This is a genomic window from Mycolicibacterium bacteremicum, from assembly GCF_002086115.1.
Classification (GTDB): Bacteria; Actinomycetota; Actinomycetes; order Mycobacteriales; family Mycobacteriaceae; genus Mycobacterium; species Mycobacterium bacteremicum.
This window is the reverse complement of record NZ_MVHJ01000006.1, coordinates 204743-226441: the sequence shown is the minus strand read 5'-3', so window position 1 is coordinate 226441 and position 21699 is coordinate 204743. Positions and strand designations below refer to the sequence as shown.

Here is a 21699-nt window from a genome sequence, read left to right as displayed (position 1 = left end):
GGCTAACGTCACACCGAGTACCCGGCGTCGAGGGAGAGGGTCGAAGAGTTTGAGCCTGCAGGCGACGTCGAAGGGCTGCCCCGGTATGGGGCCGCTGCCGGGAGGACACCTCGGTGGGTGAGGATCGCATCGTGCCCCCGCACCGGTTCGACGGTGTCGACGGCCCGCGGGTGGCCATCGCCCACGACTATCTGACCCAGCGCGGCGGCGCCGAGAAGGTCGTGCTCTCGATGAGCAAGGCCTTTCCGGAGGCGCCGATCTACACCCTGCTCTACGATCCGGACGGCACCTATCCCGAGTTCGCCGACCGCGATGTGCGGGTGTCCCCGCTGAACCGGATCCCGCTGTTCCGCAAGCATCATCGCGCCGCCCTGCCGGTGCTGCCCTTCGCCGCCGGCGCCATGTACGTCGACGCCGACGTGGTGGTGACCAGCAGCAGCGGGTGGGCGCACGGATTCCGTACCGACGGAGCCAAACTGGTGCACTGCCACACCCCGGCGCACTGGCTCTACGCGCTGGACCACTACCTCAAGCCCGACGGGGACAAGCTCAAGCGCGCCGTGCTCAAGGTCGGCTCGCCCGCGCTGAAGGCCTGGGACAAGCGGGCGGCCGACAGCGTGCACCGCTACCTGGCGGTATCGACGGCCATCAAGGACCGCATCCACGCCGCGTACGGCATCAGCGCCGGGGTGCTGCCCTCGCCGATCGCGCTGAAACCGCATGCCGCCACCGAACCCGTTCCCGAGATCGCGCATTGGCTCACCGACGGCGGTGACCCCTTCTATCTGTGCGTGTCCCGGTTCATGGCCTACAAGAACGTCGACGCGGTGGTCGGCGCGTTCGCCGGTGGCGACCGCAGGCTCGTCGTCGTCGGTCACGGACCCGAGGCCGCGCGGCTGGAGAAGATGCGCACCCCCAACGTGATGCTGCTCTCGGCGCTGACCGACGGTCAGATGGCCTGGCTGTACCAGTCCTGCCGGGCGTTGATCGCGGCCAGTTACGAGGACTTCGGACTGACGCCCATCGAGGCCGCGGTGTCGGGCAAGCCCAGCATCGTGCTGCGCTGGGGCGGCTTCCTGGACACCGTCGTGGAGGGCAGCACCGGGGTCTTCTTCGACCGCCCCGAGCCCGCCGCCATCGCCGCGGCGCTGGACCGGTTCGAGGCTGGTGCGTTCGACCCCGACGCATTGCGCGCGCACGCCCAGCGCTTCACCGAGGCGCGCTACGCCGAATCGCTCTACGCGGCCGTCGAACAACTCGTCGGTCCGGTGGCCCCGCCGCCCACACCATCCTGACCTGAACCAGGCGACACCACCGCCCGGATGGCTATGGTGGACGCGCAATCGCAAAAGGAGCACATGATCATGACCGGAGTACCCGCGTCGGCTGATCCGGAGGACGTCGCCCGCAAGCAGGCCGCCGCGCCCGCACTGCACATGCCGCCGCCGCCGGAGTGGATCCTCGACGAGAACAACCGCGTCGTCGACTACAAGATGCAGGGCATGACCCGCGGCCGGAAGATCCGCAACCGGCTCGGCGAGTTGTTCTTCAACAGCTTTGTCACCTACATCCCGTCGCACACCATCCGGCAGGGTTATCTGCGCCTGATGGGCGCCCGGATCGGCCAGCGCACCTCGATCCTGCGCGGCACGACCGTGCTGGACATCGAGTTCCTCACCGTCGGTGACGGCGTGGCGATCGGATTCCGCTGCCTGCTGGATTCGCGGGCCGGGCTCTACATCGGCAACAACGTCACCATCGCCAGCGATGTGCACTTCATCGGCGGCGGGCACGACATCAACCACCCCGACTTCCTGCCGGTCCCGATCCCGACCGTCGTGCAGGACTACGTGTGGATCGCCAGCCGGGCGATGGTGCTGCCCTCGCTCATCGGCCGTGGTGCGGTGGTGGCCGCGCACGCCGTGGTCAACAAGGACGTCGCCGACCTCGACATCGTCGGTGGGGTACCGGCCAAGGTGATCGGTAAGCGTCCGGCGGAATCGCTGGGCTACACCAACAATCACCGCCCACTGTTCTACTGATGGGCCCGCTGGCCGATCACCGGCTCGTCTTCGTCGCGCCCGACGAGGGGCAGACCGCCGTCGGCGACTACGCCCAGGATCTGGTGACCGCGCTGCGTCCCCACCTCGGCGAGATCGTCGAGCACCGGACCGCCGGCCCGGGCGCGGACACCCTTGCCGACCTGCGCCGCCACCGCGCGCAGGTGCGCAGGTTGATCGACGACGGACCGCCCGGGCGGACCCTGGTGCACGCCGAACTGTCCACCGGGGTGCTGCCGACGTTCTGGGCCACCGCCGGGATCACCGATGTGCCGGTCACCGCGACCATCCACGACCCGCCGCAGGGACTGTGGTTCTTGGCCCGCACCAAGCGGATCGCGTCCTCGCGGTTGCTCACCCACGGCATCCACTACCCGCTGCGGCCGGTGTCACGGGCCGTCGAGGGCCGGGTACACGCGGGGCGCACCCTGATAGCGCTCACCGAGACCGGTCGGCAGTCGATCGCCCGCACCTACCCCGACACCACCACCTACTGTGTGCCGCACCTGGTGCGCGAACGCCCGGCCATCACGCCCGCACAGGACCGCCCGAAGGCGGTCGGGTTCTTCGGATTCGTCTACCGCGGCAAGGGTTTCGAGCAGATCGCCCGGATCCGCGAACTGCTGCCCGCCGATATCACCATCCGGGTCGCCGGCCGCGGCACCGAGGCACTGCCGAAGGCCGAGGGCATCGAGATCCTCGGCGGCGTCGACGGCGCCGAGGAGGACGCCTTCTTCGCGTCGGTGCGCGCCATCGTCGTCCCCTACGGCAAGCGGCACTTCTACGCCGAGACCTACCCGGCCTCCGGGGTGGTGGCCCACGCGATGGCCTACAGCACCCCGGTGGTGTGCACCGGGTACGGGTCGCTGGCCGAATTGGGCAGCGCTCAGGGCGTTCTCAACGTCACCCCGCGCGGTGACGGGCAGGACGCGGTGGCCGCCGGGCTGGCCGCCGGTATCGAGTCGCTGCTCGAGGACCGGGCCCGGCTGACCGAGCTGGGGCACAACGCCGATCGCACCCGGCAGGAACGATCGGCCGCGCGCACCGCCGAGGCGTTCGTCGACATCTGGTCGCGGGTGCGGCCCGGGTGAGCGATCCGCTGGAGCAGCCGGCGCCGGCCGCTGCCGCCCCGACCCGGCACCACCTGATGCGCACCCTGTGGGCCGTCTTCTGGCTGTACGGCGGGCGTGGTGTCGGCCTGCTGTGGACGGTCATCATCATCGCCCAGCTCGGCATCGCCGACTACGGCCAGTACGGCATGGCCTATGCGGTCTTCTCGTTGATCGGCCCGCCGCTGGACAACCCGTTCGCGGTGCGCGCGGTGCGCGAGTCCGAGGACCGCTTCCTGGCCGAACGGGCCAGCCGGTACCTGCTCGGGCTGGCCCTGATGGTGGCCGGCGTGGCACTGGTGCAGGTCAGCTACATTGCCTGGTTCGGGCTGTTCGTGGCCGGCGGCGAGATCATCATGAAGGCCTACCAGAGTCACTGGGCGCGGGACGGGCAACCGCAGCGGGTCGCCCAGGCCGACACCATTCGCCAGGTGGTCAGCGTCGCGCTGGCCGCGGCGTATCTGTTCCTGGCCGAGAACCCGACCCTGCAGGCGGCCAGCATGTGGCTGGTGTCGCCGTACGTGGTGATCGCCGTGGTCGTCGGCTTCATCGTGCTCCGGCACCGCCCCGGCATGCCCGGCCCGCCCCGACTGATCGCCGTCCTGATCGGCGAGATGCTGGGCCTGGCGGCCTATCTGCAAGGCGATGTGCTGCTGCTGGGCTGGCTCACCGACGACACCACCGTCGGCTACTACGCGCTGACCGTGACGGTGACGATCGCCATCGTCGCCGTGGGCCAGTCGTTCGGTATGTCCTACAACAGGTCGATGCGGGAGGGGGACGGGCACCTGGCGTCCGGACCGCCGCTGCGCAGCACCCTGATCCTGGGCGTGGTCGCCGGTCTGCTGGTGCTGATCGCCGGGGTGGTCATGCTGTTCACGCCCGCGCCGCAGGAACTCGCCGTCGCGATGATCATCATGAGCCTGTTCTGCGGTATGCGCACCGTCACCTCGGTCTTCCAGGCGGTGCTCTACCTGCAACGCCGCGACACCACGCGGCTGGTGGCCAATCTGAGCCTGCTGCCGGTCAAACTCGGTCTGGTGGCGCTGCTGGCCGTCGCCGGAGCCGTCGGCGCCGCGATCGCCACCGTGATCGCCGACGCCCTGCTGCTCGCCATCTACGCCTACATCCTGTACCGCAGGCCCGCCGACACGAAGGCGCCGCAATGACCCCGACTGCGATCTTCCTGCTGTCGAAGGATCCGTCCACCGAACACGGCGGCGATGTCGAGCTGTCCCGGCTGGTGATGTCGTTGGCCGCCGATCGGTACGAGGTGTCGGCGATCTGTCTGTCCCACCTGCCGCCCGGCACCGTCGAGACCGACGTGCTGGCCGGCGGGATGCCCCTGGTGCGGGTGCCCAAGTCCGGGGTGCAGCCGCTGCGCCTGCTCGCCGATGTCGCCCGCACGGGCCGCAGCCTCACCCACGCCCGCTTCGACAACGACGACCTGGTCGCCGCGATCTCGGCGGCCCGGGCCGACGTGTTCGTCGCCGAGCACAGCTACATGGCCGAATCCTTCCTGCGCAGCACACAGGTCGGCCGGGCCCGGCTGGTGGTCAACACCCATGTCAGCGAGTCCCTGGTGTGGCGGGCCACCCGCGGCCTGCTGGGCCGGCTGCAGACACCTCCGTTGGTGCGTGACGAGTTGCGGGTGGCCCGGGCGGCCGACGCGGTGGGCACCTATGACGCCGAGGAGGCGGAGTTCTACCGCGCCAACGGGGTGCCCTCGGCACGCTGGCTGGACCTGACATTGCCACCGGCCGACCAGGTTCCGGTCGCCGACACCGGGCGCCGGCTGGTGCTGATGGGCACCCGGGACTGGCCGCCGAACCAGGAGGCGTTCCTGACCGCGCTGCGGCTGTGGCCACGGATCGCCGCCGGCATCGAGGGCGCCGAGCTGTGCATCATCGGCGCCAAGAACGCCGGCGCCAAGGATCCGATGTACCCGGGCGGAGTGCGCGATCTCGGCTTCGTCGACGATCTCGGCGCGTTCCTGGCGACGTGCCGCACCATGATCGCGCCGATCAGCACCGGCGGCGGCGTGCGGGTGAAGATCCTGGACGCGGCCCGGATGGGGCTGCCCGTGGTGGGCACCACGGCGGCGGTCGGCTCGCTGGGGGAGCTGCTGGAACTGGACACCTACGACCACGACGACGCCTTCGTCGCCGCCTGCCGGCGTTCGCTGCTCGACGTCGAGCAAGCGGCCGCGGCCGGGGATCGGCTGTATGAGCGAAACCGGCGGTACTGGGAGCAGCGGCGCCCGCACCGCGCCGTCGAGGCGCTGCTCGGTTAGCCGCCGGCGGGCACCGCCACCGGCGGGTCCTCGAACTTTCGGGCATCCTCGACGCGCGCCACCTGCGCGTCGGATTCGGCGGCCTCCACCCGCAGCTGATCGGCGTAGGCCAGGAATGTCAGGAAAATCGTGTACAGGAACACGATCTGCGGGATGACCACCACGGGATGGTCCAGATTGAGCGCGACGAACGAGAATCCGATGAATACGCCGCCATATAGCGCCCGCGGCAGCGAATTCGCCCGCAGCAGTCGGTAGCCAATTACGCAACCGATCGCAACGACGCCCAGGAACGCAAGTCCGACGAAGATCCCGCCGCGGTGGATGGCGATCAACGGTGCGTTGGACACGAAATTCTCCAGGAAGGCGTACGCGCCGTCCTTGAACTCGCGCTGTGACCAACCCCACCCGAACAGCCAATGCCCGCCCATCCGGCCGGGGAACTCGCGGATCGAATCGACGCGGTCGGTCGCACCGGCATCGTTCTGGCTCAGCGTCCCCAGCAGCCGGGTGCGCACCGAGGGAACCATGAACGCACTGATGAAGGCCAGCGTCAGCGTGCCGATCAGCAGTTGCCGGTCGCGGGCGCGCATCGGGTGGAACAGGAACACCAGCAAAACGCCGACCAACACCGACACGATCGCCGACCGGCTCAGCGTCAGGGCGATCGCCGCGCCCAGGATGCCGGCCAGTACCACCCGGCGCCAGCCGCTGAACACGATCAGGGCGATCACGAAGGAGATCACCAGCCCGATGCCTGCGGCGTTGGGGTCCAGCCACAGCCCGCCGAGGCGGCTGAACGCCTGGCTGTCGGCGGCCACCGCGAATCGACCGTCACCGCGCAGGTCGGCGGTACCGCCCGTGAAGAAGAACCGCTCGGTGTTGGCGACGGCGTAGCCGAAGATCCGAAACGGTTGCAGCAGAATCTGATTGGACCCCATCACGATCGACGCGATGCCGAACGAGGCGTTGAACGCCGCCGCGTAGACGAACACCCGGCCGAACTTGGCCAGGTGCTCACGGGGCAGCGCGAGGATGGCGAAGAACGCGCCCGTCGCGATGGCCCACTTGGTGTAGTCCAGGATGTTGACGATCGAGCTGAACGTGATGATCATCGAGATCCCGGAGATGATCACCAGCACCAGCACAGCCTTGGCCAGGGTGCTGCCCAACACCGGGAAACGCTTGGCCGCGTTGGGATGTACCAGCGCCGCGACCAGCGCCCCGCCGGCGAACGGCAGATACAGCGGCAGGTGCACACCGGGGAAGTAGCCGAACGGCAGTGTGCCGACCGCGACGGCCATGCCCCAGTACAGCCAGAGCGGATGACGCAGGCCGATATACACGCCGACCGACAGCGCGATCAGCGCCGCCACCGCCATGATCGCCGGCTTGCCGACGACCGTGGCCGCACCGGCCACCAGCGCCACCGACGCAACGATCGCGGCGCCGACGAGCACGTTGTTCCGCGCCGACGCGACGAGTTTCATTGCGGACTCGTCTTCATTGCGGAATGATCCTCACGGCTTTACTGCACCGTTGTTGCATTTAACTATCCTTGCATCGGTTTCGCCGGCGCCGCTACCTAGGGTGCCACCCGCAAACTGTGCGGCTGTCGTTGTTGACGCTATCGTTGCATTGTCGTGGCGATCCAGAAGCGAATGGAGTGCTCCCTTGGCCGTCGGTGATTACCTGCGAATTTTTCGCCGGTTCTGGTGGGTGGTTCTCCTGGCAACGCTGATCGGCGTTGCTGTGGGCTATGCCAGCACCTTCCTGTCGACCACGCAGTACTCCTCGACGACCCGGCTGTTCGTCACCACCCAGAGCGGTACCTCGGTCGGTGACGCCTACCAGAACAACCTGTTCTCCCAGGAGCGGGTGTTCTCCTATGCCGGTCTGGCCACCAGCGATCAGGTCGCCGCCCGCGCCATCGCGCAGCTGAAGGCGCCCATCTCGGTGGCGGAGCTGCGCTCCAAGATCACGGCCGTCCCGATGCCGCAGACCGTGCTGCTCGACATCACCGCCACCGATCCGGATCCGGCCGCCGCGCAGCGCTACGCCAACGCCGTGGCCGATCAGCTGGTCAACGTCACCGCCGAGCTGGAGACCTCGCGCCGCGGTGGCGAGGCCGCCGCGGCGGCCGTGCTGGTCGACGACGCCAGCTACGGCACCCGGGTCGAGTCCATGGGCCTGCCGATCCGGCTGGCCGCCGGCGCCGTCGGCGGGCTGGTGCTCGGTGTGCTGCTGGCCATCGCGCTGGGCCTGTCGGACACCAAGATCCGCCGCCGCGAGCGCATCGAGGACGTCACCGGCGTGCCATTGCTGGGCACCCTGGTCGCCGACGGTGAGAACCGCACCGGCATCGTCGACATCGAGGCCGGTGGTCTGCCCGTCGAGCGCCTGCGCGAGCTGCGCACCAATGTGCAGTTCGCCCGCAACGCGCACGGCCAGCACCCCCGGGTGATCGCGGTGACCAGCCCGTCCCCGCAGGACGGCCGGTCCACCACCGCGGCCGATCTGGCCGCGGCGTTCGCCGAGGCCGGCCACTCGGTGGTCCTCGTCGACGGCGATCTGGTCAAACCCGAACTGCCGCAACTGCTCGGCCTCGACGGCGCCGCCCTCAAGCAGGCGGGCACCAAGGGATTCAGCACCCTGCTGGCCGGTCAGCACGACCTGTCCGAGTCGCTGATCGAGGTGCCCGGATCGCGGGTGGCGCTGCTGCCCGCCGGCCCGGTGCCCTCGGTGCGCCGCGACCTGTGGGGCGACCAGCGCACCTCGCGGGTGCTCGAGCTGCTGCGCGGGCACTTCGAGTACGTGATCATCGACACCCCGCCGCTGACCAAGTACGCCGACGGCACGGTGCCCGCCGCGCTGGGCGACGGCGCCCTGGTGCTCGGCCGCATCGGGCACACCAAGGCCTCGGCACTGCGCAAGGGCATCACCGTGCTGCAGACCGCGCACGCCACCGTGCTCGGCGTGGTCGCGACCTTCGAGCCGGGACACCGTCGTGAGCTCTCGGCCGATCGCAAGCACAGCGCGTCCGCGGCCGGCACCTCGCGCGCCGCGGCCGCCCCGTCCGACGATGACGCCGCCAAGGCCGACTCGCCCACCTCGTCATCGGCCAAGAGGTAGGAGTGTCGCCGAGGGTGTTCCGCGCCGCGGCGGCGCTGTGTGCGGCGGTCGTGCTGGTGACCGCCTGCGCGCCCGCCGAGCCGGCGCCCCCGCCGGAGGCCTCGGCACCGCCGGCCATCAAGACCTTCACCCCGCCGTTCGACGGCAAGCCGCGGCTCCCACCGCCGGACATGACCGACGACGGGCCCGGATCGCTGATCTCGGTGGAGCCGATGTCGGGCAGCGAACTGCTCAACCAGGACGACGCCACCTATATGCGGGTGGTGTACCGGTCCACTTCCGGTGTCGACGGCCAACCGACCGAGGTCTCCGGCGCCGTGGCGATCCCGCCCGGCGATCCGCCCAAGGGGGGCTGGCCGATCCTGGCCTTCGGGCAGGGCACCAAGGGTGTGCTGAACAAGTGCGCCAGCAGCCTGTACGGCAGCCTGCCGCTGAACGCCTGGACCATGTCGGTGTTCGTGCGGGCCGGATTCCTGGTCACCGTCTCGGACTTCCAGGGCGCCGGGGTGGAGGGCTATCAGCACCCGTTCCTGAACGCAAAGACCTACGGCTACAACGTGATCGACTCGGTGCGCGCGGCGCAGCGGGTCGGTGCCGAGACCACCGGCAAGTGGCTGGCCTACGGGCACTCCGCGGGTGGACTGGCGGTGTGGGCGGCCGCCGAGCAGGCCCCCACCTACGGGCAGGGCCTGGACCTGCTGGGCACCGTGTCGATGGCTCCGGCCGCCGACATGGCCGGCCTGGCCGACGCCGCGTGGAACGAGACGCTGACCCCCGATCAGCGGGTCACCCTGGTGTTCGCGCTGCAGTCGCTCAAATGGTTCAACCCCGAGATGAACCTGGACAACTACCGCCGCGGTGTCACCGCCCAGAACTGGGACGCGCTGCTGGACTGCATCCCACCCAACTTCGACGACATCGCCCGGGTGCGCGCGCTGATGACCAACGAGGACCTCAAGCCCGCGACATATGAGGACGTGGTGTGGCTGCGGGACCGCCTCGCCGAGATCGCGGTGCCCCAGGCGCCCAACCTGACGCCGATGGTGGTCGGCTACGGCACCCAGGACATGCTGGTCAACCAGGCCTGGTTCGAGCAGGCGCTGGACCGGGCCTGCGCGATGGGCAGTTACATCCAGATCGAGAAGGGTGTCGGCAAGGGGCACGCCGATCTGGACAGTGGCTTCACGCTGCCCTGGCTGATGGACCGCCTCGACGGTGCCGACCCGCCGCCCAACGATTGCCTGGGGCGAAATTGAGGGCCCCGGTTGATGTTCCGCGGGTGCGGGACTATCCGACGATCCTGGCCAAGGGCTGGCTGATCATCCTGGTTGCCACCGTGCTGGCCCCGGGTGCGGCCTACCTGTTGCAGAAGGCCACCTTCGAACGCAGCTACACCGCGTCGGCGCTGCTGTTCGCCCATGTCGCCGGTGACCCCGGGACGTACTCGGCCTATGCCGGTGGTCTCGGCGCCAACAGCCGGATGGCGACATACTCCTCGCTGGCGCAGTCGCGGGTGGTCAGCCAGCGCGCCATCGACGAGACCGGCCTGCCGATGACGGCCGAGCAGCTGGCCGCCAACACCACCGCGACCTGGGAGCCCTACGGCATCAACAGGTTCGGCCGGCCCAGCTCGGTGCTGCTGCGGGTGACCGTCGCCGGCTCCGACGCCGACCAGACCGTGACCGCCGTCAACGCGCTGGCGGGCAACCTGATGAAGCTGTCGGGGGAGCTGGAGTGGATCCAGGCCGAGCCCACCGATGCCATCCAGTACACCGGGCCGGTCGCCGAGTTGATGCCGGTCGATCCGGCCACCACCGCCCACGAGGTGCAACCCGACGTGAAGAACACGCTGATCGTGGCCGCCGGGCTGGGTTTCGCGCTCAGCGCGGTGTTGGTGCTGGCCGTCGGTATCGCCAGGGACAACGTGCTGACCCGCGGCCAGCTGGTCGACGTCGTCAACGTCGCGATGTCCACCGGTAAGTCCTAGGAGCTCTGTGATACTGCCCAAGAAGATGCTGGCGAGCTCGTTGCTGGCGGTCGCGCTGGTGGCCGCCGGCTGTGCCGGGCCCGACACCGAACCCCCGGCGCCCGCGGTCACCGAGATCCAGCTGCCCGCCGATTTCTCCGCGACCGGCCCCGGCTCGCTGGTCAGCGCGACCCGGCTGCCGACCGTCGACCGCCGGCTGCTGCGCATCACCTCGATCGCCGCGCACATCAGCTACAACTCCACCTCCGGGGTGGACGGCAGCCCGCAGGTGGTGACCGGCAGCGTTTTCGTGCCGGACGGCACGGCGCCCGAGGGTGGCTGGCCGGTCATCGTGTTCGGGCACGGCACCACGGGCGTGCTGTCGGAGTGCGGGCCCTCGCTGTCGCCGACCCTGCTCGGCTCGGCCGACGCCATCCGGGCGCTGGTGACCCTCGGCTACGTGATGGTGGTGCCGGACTATCAGGGGCTGGGCAACACCAACAGCTACCACCCGTACCTGGATGCGACGACGGCCGGCTACAACATGGTCGACGCGGCCAGCGCGGCACAACGCCTGGTCCCCGACATCTCCGAGCGCTGGGTCGCCTTCGGGGTGTCCCAGGGTGGGCAGGCGTCCTGGGCGGCCAACGAGGTGTTCAACACCTACGGCGCCCGCAACACCCGGCTGCTCGGATCGGTGAGCGTGTCCCCGGCCGCCGACATCACCGGCCTGGCCGACATGGCCGCCGCGGGCACGCTGTCCCCGCAGCAGCGCATCGCGATGGTGCTCATCCTGTCCTCGTTGCAGAACGCGCATCCCGAGATGAACCTCGACGACTACCGGCGCGGGTTGGTCGCCCAGAACTGGAACCTGCTGGCCGGGTGTTCGATCGACGCCGCCGAGGAGCGTCTCGAGGTGGCCGAGAAGATCCCGCCCGAGGATCTGCGGCCGGCCACCCCCGAGGCGGTCGATCGGCTGCGTGGATACCTGCAGCAGATGAGCGGTCTGCCCAAGGCCCCGGCGGCCGCCCCGATGTTCGTCGTGCACGGCGACGCCGACGACGTGGTGCCGGTGGCCTGGACCACCGACGCGGTGCAAAGAGCCTGCGATCTGGGCGACATCGTGGCATCGTTCATCGCTGGCGGTCGCGGACACGGCGACTTCGACCCGATCGTCGCGCTGGACTGGATCATCAAGCGGTTCGCCGACGCTCCCGCCGACAACACCTGCACGGTGGAGGGCGGGCCGTCGATCCTCCGGACCGCCTAGCGGGTCCACCGCCGGACCCGCACCGAGACCGTCGCCCGACCGGAGAACCCCCATGACAGACACGAACGCGGCCCGCGGGGACGTCCCACCGCCGGCGGCGGCCGCCCCCGATTCGGCGGTCGAATCACAGGTGATGGCCAGCGCGCCGAATCGCGCCAGGATCATCGGGCTCGACGGCATCCGTGGGCTGGGCTGCCTGGCCGTCGTGGTCGGCCATGTCGCGCTGAGCTATTCGCCGGTCACCCACGACAAGGCGTTCCTGGGTGTGCTGGGCCTGGCGCTGATCCTGTTCTTCGTGCTCAGCGGCTTCCTGTTGTTCCTGCCCTACATCCGCCGGCTGACCAAGGACCGGTCGACGGCCTCGATGCCCGACACCAAGCAGTATGTGCTGCACCGGATCTTCCGGGTGTTCCCCGGGTATCTGGTGATCTTCCTGCTGTGCAACTACGTGCTGCAGGTGGCCTACGTGGAGAACTCCGCGATCCAGCCGCACGGCACCGACGCCGGCACCGGGATGATCACCGATCCGTGGGAGCTGCTGGCCAATCTGACGCTCACCCAGACCTACATCCCCGACTACGTGCAGACCGGAATCAGCCCGTCCTGGTCGCTGACCCTGGAGATCGCGTTCTACGCCTCGCTGCCGCTGCTGGGTCTGATGCTCTTCGGGCTGCGCCGGCGCACCGACGTCAAACCGCTGGTGCTGGCATGCCTGGCCCCGGTGATCCTGCTGACCGTCGGCGTGGTGGGCCGATTGTTCGCACCGCTGGTGTTCTCGGCCACCGGCGCGGACACCGTGATGATGCAGAACTGGGGACCGACCTGGGCCGCGGTGTTCATGCGCAGCTTCCTGACCAACGCCGACCTGTTCGCCTACGGCATGTTCGCGGCGATCCTGTTCGTCGCGATCGAGCAGGGCGTCATCTCGGCGCCGGCGGCCCGCCGGATCAACATGGCCTGCTACCCGCTGTTGCTGGTGTCCTTCGTCGGCGCCCTCGTGCTGGCGGTGGCGGGCACCGTATTCGCCACGGCCGGAATCGGTTTCGTGTCCGCGGTGTTCATCGCGATCGTCGTGTTCCCGCTGGCGCGCGGCCGGGACTCGCGGATCGCGCGCTTCCTGGACGCCAAGCCGTTCTACTTCGTCGGCCTGATCTCGCTGTCGGTGTACCTGTGGCACTACCCGGTGTTGCTGCTGCTGGGCCGCTACGATCTGGCCGCCGGTGACTCCTGGGGCGGAATGCTGCGTAACGTTGCTGTGGTGGCAGTCGTGACCATCGTCCTGTCGACGATCACCTATTACGCCGTCGAACGTCCGGGCCTGGACCTCGTCAAGCGGTTCCGGAAGCGCTGATGCGCCGGATCCTGCTGGTGGCCGGCGGTGTGCTGGCCGTGTTGATCCTGATTGCCGTTGTGACGCTGGCTGTTTCGCCGCGGGCGCGCCAACAGGCCGGGCTGTCCGACCCGCCGCCGCCGGTCGCGACGGCCGAACCGATCCCCGGAGCGGACTTGTCCGGCGCCGGACCCGGCTCGTTGGTCAGTGCGATGACCATGCCGGAGTTCAGCCGCAGCCCGCAGGGTTCGCGCATCGACGCCGCCCGCGTGGTGTACCGGTCCACCGACGGTGACACCGGTGCGCCGACGGAGGTGTCGGGTTCGGTCTACGTCCCGCAGGGCAGCGCGCCCGCCGGGGGCTGGCCGGTGGTCGCCTTCGGGCACGGCACCGTCGGCATCGACGAGATGTGCGCGCCGTCGCTGTCGGCGACGCTGCTCGGCATGACCGACTGGGTGGTCAAGCTGACCGACCTCGGCTTCGCGGTCGCCTTCGCCGACTTCCAGGGCCTGGGCGCACCGGGCGTCCATCCCTACCTGGACTCGCGCACCGCGGGGCGCAACATGATCGATTCGGTGCGCGCGCTGCGCAAGACCTTCCCCGACGTGTCGGAACGCTGGGCGGCGCTCGGCGGATCGCAGGGCGGTGGCGCAGTCTGGGCCGTCGGCGAGCAGGCCGGCACCTACGCGCCCGAACTGCTGCCCAGCGGCGTACTGGCGCTCGCGCCGGTGGCCGATGTCGCCGGACTGGTCGACAAGGCCGTCAACGCCACCCTGACGAACGAACAGGCCGCCGCGCTGATCCTGGTGATCGAATCGCTGGCCCGGATGCACCCGGATGTCAACCGCGACGACTACCGCCACGGCGTGGCCGCCGAGCGGTGGGACACCCTGATCGCGTGTTCGGGAGCGGCGGTGCACGACCGGGAGGACCTCATCGAGCAGCTGCAGCCCGGTGACCTGACCCCGAAGACGCCCGAGGCCGCCGATCGGCTGCGGGGGTACCTGCAGGCCTGGGCGCTGCCGCAGCAGCCGCTGGCGGCTCCGCTGTCGGTGGTCTACGGCGGCGAGGACGAGTACATCGACCCGGACTGGACCCGCGCCGCGATCGAGCGGGCCTGCGCCCTCGGTGGCAACGTGGTGTGGGACTTCCAACCCGACAAGGGCCACGGCGACCTGGAGGTCGCCGATCAGCTGGGGTGGCTGACCGAGCGTCTCGGCGGGCTGCCCGCGACCACCGAGTGCGCCTAGCCCGCCGGCGCCCGGACACCGTTGCCGCGGCGTTCCGGTGGTCGGCCGGCGCACGTTTCCGCGCGCCCGCCGGCGGGTAATTCGCAACGACGTACAGGTAGGCCGCGCGGCCCCGGTACGCCGGGGTACGGGGGCCCTTTCGGTACCGCCGTACCCGTCCCGGCCGCCGAGGGTGCCGCCGATCAGGGAATTGGGGGTACACCGGGCCCGAACCGGTCACGTTGCCGGCGGCGTTTCGCTTCGCGGCTAAGCACCATTCATCCGATTCGCGCGTGCGATCGCATTTTCAGCAATGGTGAGTCAGCCCACTTCCGCAGGTACCCCCGGATCGGGGGTCGATGTAACGCTGTGGCTACGTGGACGAAAAGACATACGTACGTCTGATTAACACGGCTGGATTACGCTAACTACCAGGTCAAACTGTCGGGGGCGTCAGTTTTGGCCGATGCACATGGGCTCTGGGGGGTGGCAAATCATGACCGAATCGGTGAGCGAATTTGCGCGCGCGTCAGCCAATGGGTGGATATTTGACCCAAAATGTTGCAAGTATCAGGAAACAAAGCGATAGTCTTATCCAGCATGCAGTGACCGGTGCAGCAAACGAAGGTGGACACGCAAGTGACGTTGGTGAGAGAGACGGAAGCGCCGATTGCCCTGACGGGCTCGGCGCCCGCTCGTGATCACGATGGGTTGCTGTGGCAGCGGCGTTACGGTCACGCCCTGCTCATCACCGACGTCGTGGTCGTCGGCGCGGCGATGGCGTGTGCCCAGATGGTCCGGTTGGGTCGTCCCGTCACCGATTTCGATCCGCTCACCAAGTACTTCGGGTTGCTGTCGGTCATCTTCGGACTCATCTGGCTGGGTTTGCTGACCGCGTACCGGACCCGCTCGCCGCGGATCGTCGGCGCGGGCATGGAGGAATACCGCCGGGTGCTGTCGGCGACCCTGTCCACCATCAGTGTGGTTGCGGTCACGTTGATGATCTTCCGGCCGGAGTACGCCCGCGGCTATCTGGCGCTGGCCTTCCCGCTGGGACTGGTCTTCCTGTTCATCGGCCGCAGCGCCTGCCGGCGCGTGCTGGCCTGGTACCGCAAGCGCGGCCGCTGCGTCACCTCCGTGGTCGCGGTCGGCAATGCCGCCGCGGTCCGCAGCCTCGTGCAGTCCCTGGAGCGGTCCTGGGGTTACGGCTACTCCGTCGTCGGCGTCTGCCTGACCGGCCGGGCCGGCGGCGGCACCCTCGATGTGCCCGGCGTCGGCCCGCTGCCCATCCTGGGCGACGAACACCAGGTCGAAGAGGCCATCACCAAGGTCAACGCCGATACCGTCGCGCTGACCACCACCGAACATCTCGGCCCCGACGGTGTGCGGGAACTGTCCTGGGACCTGGACCGCCTCGGCGTCGACCTGGTGGTCTCCCCGGGCATGGTCGACGTCGCTGGACCGCGCCTGACCATGCGCCCGGTCGCCGGTCTGCCGCTCATCCACGTGGAAAAGCCGCAGTACAGCGGCACCAAGAAGCTGCAGAAGCGGGCCTTCGACATCTTCGTCTCGCTCAGCGTGCTGCTCGCCGCGTTCCCGCTGCTGCTGGTGAGCGCCATCGCCATCAAGCTGACCAGTCGCGGCCCGATCTTCTATCTGTCCGAGCGGATCGGTCTGGACGGCAAGCCGTTCCAGATGATCAAGCTGCGCACCATGGTCGAGAACGCCGACCAGATGGTCGCCGGTCTGGCCGATATGAACGAGATGGACGGCGGGGTGCTGTTCAAGATCCGCCGCGACCCGCGCGTCACCACCGTCGGCCGCATCCTGCGCCGCTACAGCATCGACGAGCTGCCCCAGTTCATCAACGTCCTGAAGAAGGAGATGAGCGTCGTGGGCCCGCGCCCGCCGCTGCCGTGCGAGGCCGACGCCTACACCGACCAGGTGCGCCGCCGGCTGCTCGTGCTGCCCGGTATCACCGGGCTGTGGCAGGTCAGCGGTCGCGCGGACCTGTCCTGGGACGACTCGGTGCGCCTGGACCTGTCCTATGTCGAGAACTGGTCCATCAGCAGTGATCTGCTGATTGCCTTCAAGACGGTGCGCACCGTGCTCGGTGGTACCGGCGCCTACTAGCCGGCCCGGCAGCGCGGCTGCGCTCCGGTAGCGTGGCTTTCGTGCCGTCCGAGGTCAGAGCCCGCCGACCGCGCCGGCTCTTCGGCATCCTGGCGGTCACTGTCGCACTCGTCGCGCAGGTGGCCCTCTACGCCGCACTGGCCCCGTTCGCCGTGCCCATCGGACTGGCCGTCCTGAACACCTTCCCGTCCGCGGGCGGCCCGCCGGTGCCCATCGACGGCGCCGACCTGACCGCCACCGGTCCGGGCTCGCTGGTGTCGGCGACCACCATGCCCGGGGTGACCCGGCGCATCGAGGCGCGCAACATGCACGCCGCCCGGGTGCTCTACCGGTCCACCGAGGGGGACACCGGCAGGCCCACCGTCGTCTCGGGCTCGGTGTTCACCCCGCTGGGTGACCCGCCGCCGGGCGGCTGGCGGGTGGTGGCCATCGGGCACGGGACCGTCGGCATCGACGGGCCGTGCGCCCCGTCGCTGTCGGACACCATGCTGGGCGCGCTGGCCTTCGTCACCCCGTTCATCGACCGCGGCTACGCCGTCGCCGTGCCCGACTATCAGGGCCTGGGCACCAAGGGGGTGCACCCCTACCTGGACGCCAAGACCGCCGGACTGAACATGATCGACAGCGTGCGGGCGCTGCGGCACACCTTCGCCGACGTCTCGGGCACCTGGATGGCGTTCGGCCACTCCCAGGGCGGCGCGGCCACCTGGGCCGCCGACGAGCAGGCCTCGGTCTACGCCCCCGAACTGCAGCTGCTCGGCGCCGTCGCGGCCTCGCCCGCGGCCGATGTCACCGGTTTCGTCGACAAGGCCCTGACCGGCCGGCTGACCACCGACCAGCTGCTGGCCATGCCGGTGATCGTCGAGTCGCTGGCCCGGGTCCATCCCGATCTGAACCGCGACGACTTCCGCGCCGGGGCCGCCGCCGAACACTGGTCCATCCTGACCGCCTGCCAGGCGCCGCAGATCTACCAGCGCGGCGCGGCCGCCGAGCACCTGCGCCCCGAGGACGTCGCACCGCGCAACGCGGTCGCCGCCGACCGGATGCGCGCGCTGCTACGGGCCTGGGCCCTGCCGCAGCGGGCGCTGTCCGCGCCGATGTCGGTCTGGTACGGCGGTGCCGATACCCTGGTCGACGCGGAATGGACCGCCGCGGCGATCGACCGGGCGTGCGCACTCGGCGGCACCGTGACGGTGCAGTTCGAACCGGACAAGGGACATGCGGAGGTCGACCTGGTGAGCCAGTTGAACTGGATGGCAACGCGATTCGCCGACCAGCCGGTGCGCAATGACTGCTGACCGGGCGCCGCTGGACGCCGGGTCGCTGCGTGCCGGGCTGGCCGCGCCGTGGCACCGGCTCGACGTCGTCGAACAGACCGGGTCCACCAATGCCGACCTGATCGCCCGGTCGGCCGACGAGCAGATCGCCGGTGCCGTGCTGCTGGCCGAGCACCAGGCGGCCGGCCGCGGCCGCGGCGGGCGCAGCTGGCAGGCGGTGCCACGCGGGCTGGTCGTGGTGTCGGTCGGCATCTCCGCAGCCGGTGTGGCCGAGGACCGGTGGGGGCTGTTGCCGCTGCTGGCCGGGGTCGCCGTCGTCGACACGCTGGCCGCCCACGGTGTCACCGCCGGGCTGAAGTGGCCCAACGATGTGCAGGTCGACGGCGCCAAGATCGCCGGCATCCTCGCCGAGGTGGCCTCGCCGGCACCGATCGTGGTGCTCGGCATCGGCCTGAACGTCGCCGTCACCCCCGATGAACTGGGCCAGGCGCAGGCCACGTCCATGCAGATCCTCGGTGCGGGCACCGACCGCACCGAGGTGGCACGCACCTTGTTGCAGCAGTTGGGCACGCGGGTGCAGGCCTGGCAGGCCGGCGATGGCGCCGGGTTGCTGGCCGACTACCGGGCCCGCTCGGCCACCCTGGGCCGGTCGGTGCGCGCGCTGCTGCCCGGCGGCCGGGAGATCGCGGGCACCGCGGCGGGAATCGACGAGCAGGGCCGGCTCTGCATCGACACCGGCACCGGAACCGAAGTGGTGGCGGCCGCCGATATTGTGCATTTACGCCCGCTGTCCGGCGAGGTGTTTGAGTAGAGTCCACTTTCGTGGGCTATCCGGAAAACGTCCTGGCCAGGGACGAACGTGTCGTGCTGCATCGGCACCCGCACTGGAAGCGGCTGCTGGGAGCCATTCTGGTGCTGCTGCTGGCCAGCACGGCGGCCGCGTTCGGCGCCGGCTGGGTCAATCAGACCGACTGGGACGACAACGCCAAGCGCATCCTCTTCGGCGTCCTGGCCGCCGTCTGGCTGATCCTGGTCGGCTGGCTCTCGGTCTGGCCGTTTCTGACGTGGTGGACGACACACTTCGTGATCACCGACCGTCGCGTCATGTTCCGCCACGGACTGCTGACCCGCAGCGGCATCGACATCCCGCTCGCGCGCATCAACAGCGTGGAGTTCAAGCACGGCCTGCTCGACCGGATGCTGCGCACCGGCACGTTGATCATCGAATCGGCGTCACAGGATCCGCTGGAGTTCTACGACATTCCGCGCGTAGAGCAGGTGCATTCCCTGCTCTATCACGAAGTCTTCGACACCCTCGACGCGGAGGAATCGCCGAGCTGATCGGGCCCGGGCACGGTGCGGTGCAGCGGGGTGACCGACCCGTTGTGGACGCCGTTCTGGGCCAGCCCGACGCTTTTACCGAGATGGCCGCCGTCGGCGGCGTGGCCGTTGCGCCCGGTCTCGGCGTGGTCCTCGAACGCCTCGGCGATACCACCCGCGGTCAGCGTGGACTCCAGTGCCTTCTCGGGATTGCGGGCGAACTCGTCGGGGAAGACCCAGCGCCGGAACGCCCAGAACCGGAACGCCATCTGCAGCAGGTTGCCGATGACGTAGGCCGAGATGAAGTCGGCGATGTTCTCCACCGTCAGCGACACCTCGGGCACCCGTAGCCCGAGCACATAGCTGGAGAAATACAGCGGAGCCATCGCCAGCAGCACGCCGACACCGCTGACGCCGAAGAACAACAATGCCTCGTGGTGCCGCTCCCGGCCGCCGCGGTCCTTGAAGCTCCACTCCCGGTTCAGGATGTAGGAGGCGATCACCGCGACGATGCCGGCGATGATCTTCGCGGTCACCGGCTTGGGCTCCAAGACGGTCAGCTTCAGCGTGTAGAAGATCGCCGAGTCGATGATGAACGTCGTCGCACCGACCAGTGCGAACTTGATGAGCTCATGGTGCCGCTCGGCGAAGGGCCGGAGTCCGCGGGGGAGCCGCGCAATCGTGGCATCAGCAAAGGACACGAGGAAGCAGTCTACGTAAACGGCCAGCCCAACGTGAACCTGTGCAGGTCACCGCCGGTGCCGACGGTCCGCATACCGGGTCCGCCGGACATGACACCATATGTGCCGTGCCCCGAACGCCCAGTGCTTCCCGCGCGCCCACCGTCGTGATGATCGGCGGGGGCCAGCTCGCCAGGATGACCCATCAGGCCGCCATCGCGCTCGGCCAGTCACTGCGGGTGCTGGCCGCCGACCCGGCCGATCCCGCGGCCCAGGTGACACCCGATGTGGTGGTGGGCGCGCACACCGATCTGGAGGCGTTGCGCCGCGCCGCCGCCGGGGTGGCCGCGCTGACCTTCGATCACGAACACGTGCCCACTGCGCATCTGGAGCAGTTGGTCGCCGAGGGCGTCACGGTGCACCCGCCGCCACAGGCGCTGATCCACGCGCAGGACAAGCTGGTGATGCGCCGCAAGCTGGAGGCCCTCGGTGCGCCGATCCCGGCCTACGCCGCGGTGCGCACCGTCGATGACGTCGACGCGTTCGCCGCGCGGACCGGCGCCGGCGTGGTCATCAAGACGGTCCGCGGCGGCTACGACGGCCGCGGCGTCGTGCTGGCACGCGACCTGGCGCACGCCCGCGAGGCTGTCGCCGGCTACCTCGCCGACGGCGTCGAGGTCATGCTGGAGGAGCGGGTGGCCTGGCGCCGCGAGCTCTCGGCGCTGGTGGCGCGGTCCCCGTTCGGTCAGGGTGCGGCGTGGCCGGTGGTGCAGACCGTGCAGCGCAACGGGATCTGCGTCGAGGTGATCGCCCCGGCGCCTGGGCTGCCGCTGGAACTCGCCGCCGGTGCGGAGGCGCTCGGCCTGCGGCTGGCCGAGGAACTCGGTGTCGTCGGCGTGCTCGCCGTCGAGCTCTTCGAGACCGAGGCGGGCCAGATCCTGGTGAACGAGCTCGCCATGCGCCCGCACAACTCCGGGCACTGGAGCATGGACGGCGCCCGCACCGGGCAGTTCGAACAGCACCTGCGCGCGGTGCTGGACTATCCGCTGGGGGACACCTCGGCGTTGGCGCCGGTGACGGTGATGGGCAATGTCCTGGGTGCGGCGGAGGCACCTCCGATGTCGATGGACGAGCGCGTCCATCACCTGTGCGCCCGGATGCCCGACGCCAAGATCCACCTGTACGGCAAGGGTGAACGGCCGGGCCGCAAGATCGGGCACGTCAACATCGTGGGCGCCCCCGGCGGCTCCCCGGACGATGCGGAATATGTTGCGGCCCTGCGGGAACGGGCGCAACGGGCGGCGCACTGGCTGTCGCACGCCGAGTGGACCGACGGATGGGATGGACACTGAGGTGACGGAAAAACTGCAGCCCCGCGTCGGGGTCATCATGGGCAGCGACAGCGACTGGTCGGTGATGGAGGCCGCGGTGACCGCGCTGGCCGAGTTCGACATCCCGTTCGAGATCGGCGTCGTCTCGGCCCACCGCACCCCGGCCCGGATGCTGGACTACGCGCAGCACGCCGCCGGGCGCGGCATCGAGATCATCATCGCCGGCGCCGGCGGGGCGGCCCACCTGCCCGGCATGGTCGCCTCGGCGACCCCGCTGCCGGTGATCGGTGTGCCGGTGCCCCTGGCGCGCCTGGACGGCCTGGACTCGCTGCTGTCGATCGTGCAGATGCCCGCCGGGGTGCCGGTGGCGACGGTGTCGATCGGCGGCGCCCGCAACGCCGGCCTGCTGGCGGTGCGGATCCTCGGCGCGGCCGACCCGGCATTGCGGGCCCGGATCGAGGCCTTCCAGGCCGACCTGGAGGAGATGGTGCTGCAGAAAGACGCCGCTCTGCGTGGTCGATTGCTCGGCGATTGAGTGAATCGGGATTAACCGGCTAAAGTTACTGGCG

At 69.7% G+C, this 21699-nt stretch carries 19 protein-coding genes; 17 read left to right on the top strand and 2 right to left on the bottom strand.

Annotated features, from left to right (window positions below):
• The first annotated feature begins 113 nt into the window (after positions 1-113).
• The 5 genes from BST17_RS09710 (at position 114) to BST17_RS09690 (ending at position 5462) form a co-directional block, all read left to right on the top strand.
• On the top strand, positions 114-1295 hold the full coding sequence (locus BST17_RS09710) for a glycosyltransferase (protein WP_083057433.1): 1182 nt from the start codon (positions 114-116) through the stop codon (positions 1293-1295).
• A 69-nt stretch (positions 1296-1364) separates the two neighbouring features.
• A complete protein-coding gene (locus tag BST17_RS09705; protein ID WP_083057555.1) occupies positions 1365-2042 on the top strand; it encodes an acyltransferase in 678 nt (225 codons plus the stop codon).
• Entirely contained in the window at positions 2042-3151 is a 1110-nt protein-coding gene (locus BST17_RS09700; RefSeq protein ID WP_083057432.1) for a glycosyltransferase, read from the top strand. The genes BST17_RS09705 and BST17_RS09700 overlap by 1 nt, the downstream gene beginning before the upstream one ends.
• Positions 3148-4338, top strand: coding sequence for a lipopolysaccharide biosynthesis protein (locus BST17_RS09695; RefSeq protein ID WP_083057430.1), 1191 nt, complete (start codon positions 3148-3150; stop codon positions 4336-4338). Before BST17_RS09700 ends, BST17_RS09695 begins: the two co-directional genes overlap by 4 nt.
• A complete protein-coding gene (locus tag BST17_RS09690; RefSeq protein WP_083057428.1) occupies positions 4335-5462 on the top strand; it encodes a glycosyltransferase in 1128 nt (375 codons plus the stop codon). Before BST17_RS09695 ends, BST17_RS09690 begins: the two co-directional genes overlap by 4 nt.
• Here the strand turns inward: BST17_RS09690 and BST17_RS09685 are convergent.
• Entirely contained in the window at positions 5459-6952 is a 1494-nt protein-coding gene (locus tag BST17_RS09685) for an O-antigen ligase family protein (protein WP_165762255.1), read from the bottom strand. The genes BST17_RS09690 and BST17_RS09685 overlap by 4 nt on opposite strands.
• A 184-nt stretch (positions 6953-7136) precedes the next feature.
• Between BST17_RS09685 and BST17_RS09680 the strand changes: the two genes are divergently transcribed.
• The 10 genes from BST17_RS09680 to BST17_RS09635 all read left to right on the top strand — a co-directional run bounded on the left by BST17_RS09680 (position 7137) and on the right by BST17_RS09635 (position 19140).
• Positions 7137-8594, top strand: coding sequence for a tyrosine-protein kinase domain-containing protein (locus tag BST17_RS09680; RefSeq protein ID WP_165762254.1), 1458 nt, complete (start codon positions 7137-7139; stop codon positions 8592-8594).
• 14 nt (positions 8595-8608) lie between these two features.
• Positions 8609-9850: a lipase family protein gene (locus BST17_RS09675; protein WP_083057425.1), complete on the top strand. Its 1242-nt coding sequence runs from the start codon at positions 8609-8611 to the stop codon at positions 9848-9850.
• A 23-nt stretch (positions 9851-9873) separates the two neighbouring features.
• Entirely contained in the window at positions 9874-10581 is a 708-nt protein-coding gene (locus tag BST17_RS09670) for a YveK family protein (RefSeq protein ID WP_083057424.1), read from the top strand.
• A 7-nt stretch (positions 10582-10588) separates the two neighbouring features.
• Positions 10589-11830: a lipase family protein gene (locus BST17_RS09665; protein WP_234807608.1), complete on the top strand. Its 1242-nt coding sequence runs from the start codon at positions 10589-10591 to the stop codon at positions 11828-11830.
• Positions 11831-11882: 52 nt separating this feature from the next.
• Entirely contained in the window at positions 11883-13181 is a 1299-nt protein-coding gene (locus tag BST17_RS09660) for an acyltransferase family protein (RefSeq protein WP_083057423.1), read from the top strand.
• The gene (locus BST17_RS09655; RefSeq protein ID WP_083057422.1) at positions 13181-14410 is read left to right on the top strand and encodes a lipase family protein; all 1230 of its coding nucleotides are present in this window, start codon (positions 13181-13183) and stop codon (positions 14408-14410) included. The genes BST17_RS09660 and BST17_RS09655 overlap by 1 nt, the downstream gene beginning before the upstream one ends.
• Before the next feature lie 627 nt (positions 14411-15037).
• The gene (locus tag BST17_RS09650) at positions 15038-16522 is read left to right on the top strand and encodes a sugar transferase (protein WP_234807607.1); all 1485 of its coding nucleotides are present in this window, start codon (positions 15038-15040) and stop codon (positions 16520-16522) included.
• A 41-nt stretch (positions 16523-16563) separates the two neighbouring features.
• Positions 16564-17820, top strand: a complete 1257-nt coding sequence (locus BST17_RS09645; protein WP_234807606.1) for a lipase family protein — start codon at positions 16564-16566, stop codon at positions 17818-17820.
• Positions 17810-18610: a biotin--[acetyl-CoA-carboxylase] ligase gene (locus BST17_RS09640; protein WP_083057421.1), complete on the top strand. Its 801-nt coding sequence runs from the start codon at positions 17810-17812 to the stop codon at positions 18608-18610. The genes BST17_RS09645 and BST17_RS09640 overlap by 11 nt, the downstream gene beginning before the upstream one ends.
• Before the next feature lie 11 nt (positions 18611-18621).
• Positions 18622-19140: a PH domain-containing protein gene (locus BST17_RS09635; protein WP_083057420.1), complete on the top strand. Its 519-nt coding sequence runs from the start codon at positions 18622-18624 to the stop codon at positions 19138-19140.
• Here the strand turns inward: BST17_RS09635 and BST17_RS09630 are convergent.
• Positions 19095-19820, bottom strand: a complete 726-nt coding sequence (locus BST17_RS09630) for a GtrA family protein (RefSeq protein ID WP_083057419.1) — start codon at positions 19818-19820, stop codon at positions 19095-19097. The two genes, BST17_RS09635 and BST17_RS09630, sit on opposite strands and share 46 nt — an antisense overlap.
• A gap of 149 nt (positions 19821-19969) precedes the next feature.
• On the opposite strand from BST17_RS09630, the gene BST17_RS09625 reads away from it, so the two are divergent.
• Together BST17_RS09625 and purE are read left to right on the top strand one after the other, a co-directional pair.
• Entirely contained in the window at positions 19970-21151 is a 1182-nt protein-coding gene (locus BST17_RS09625; protein WP_234807613.1) for a 5-(carboxyamino)imidazole ribonucleotide synthase, read from the top strand.
• A complete protein-coding gene (purE, locus tag BST17_RS09620) occupies positions 21141-21665 on the top strand; it encodes a 5-(carboxyamino)imidazole ribonucleotide mutase (RefSeq protein ID WP_083057418.1) in 525 nt (174 codons plus the stop codon). Before BST17_RS09625 ends, purE begins: the two co-directional genes overlap by 11 nt.
• The last annotated feature ends 34 nt before the right edge of the window (positions 21666-21699 follow it).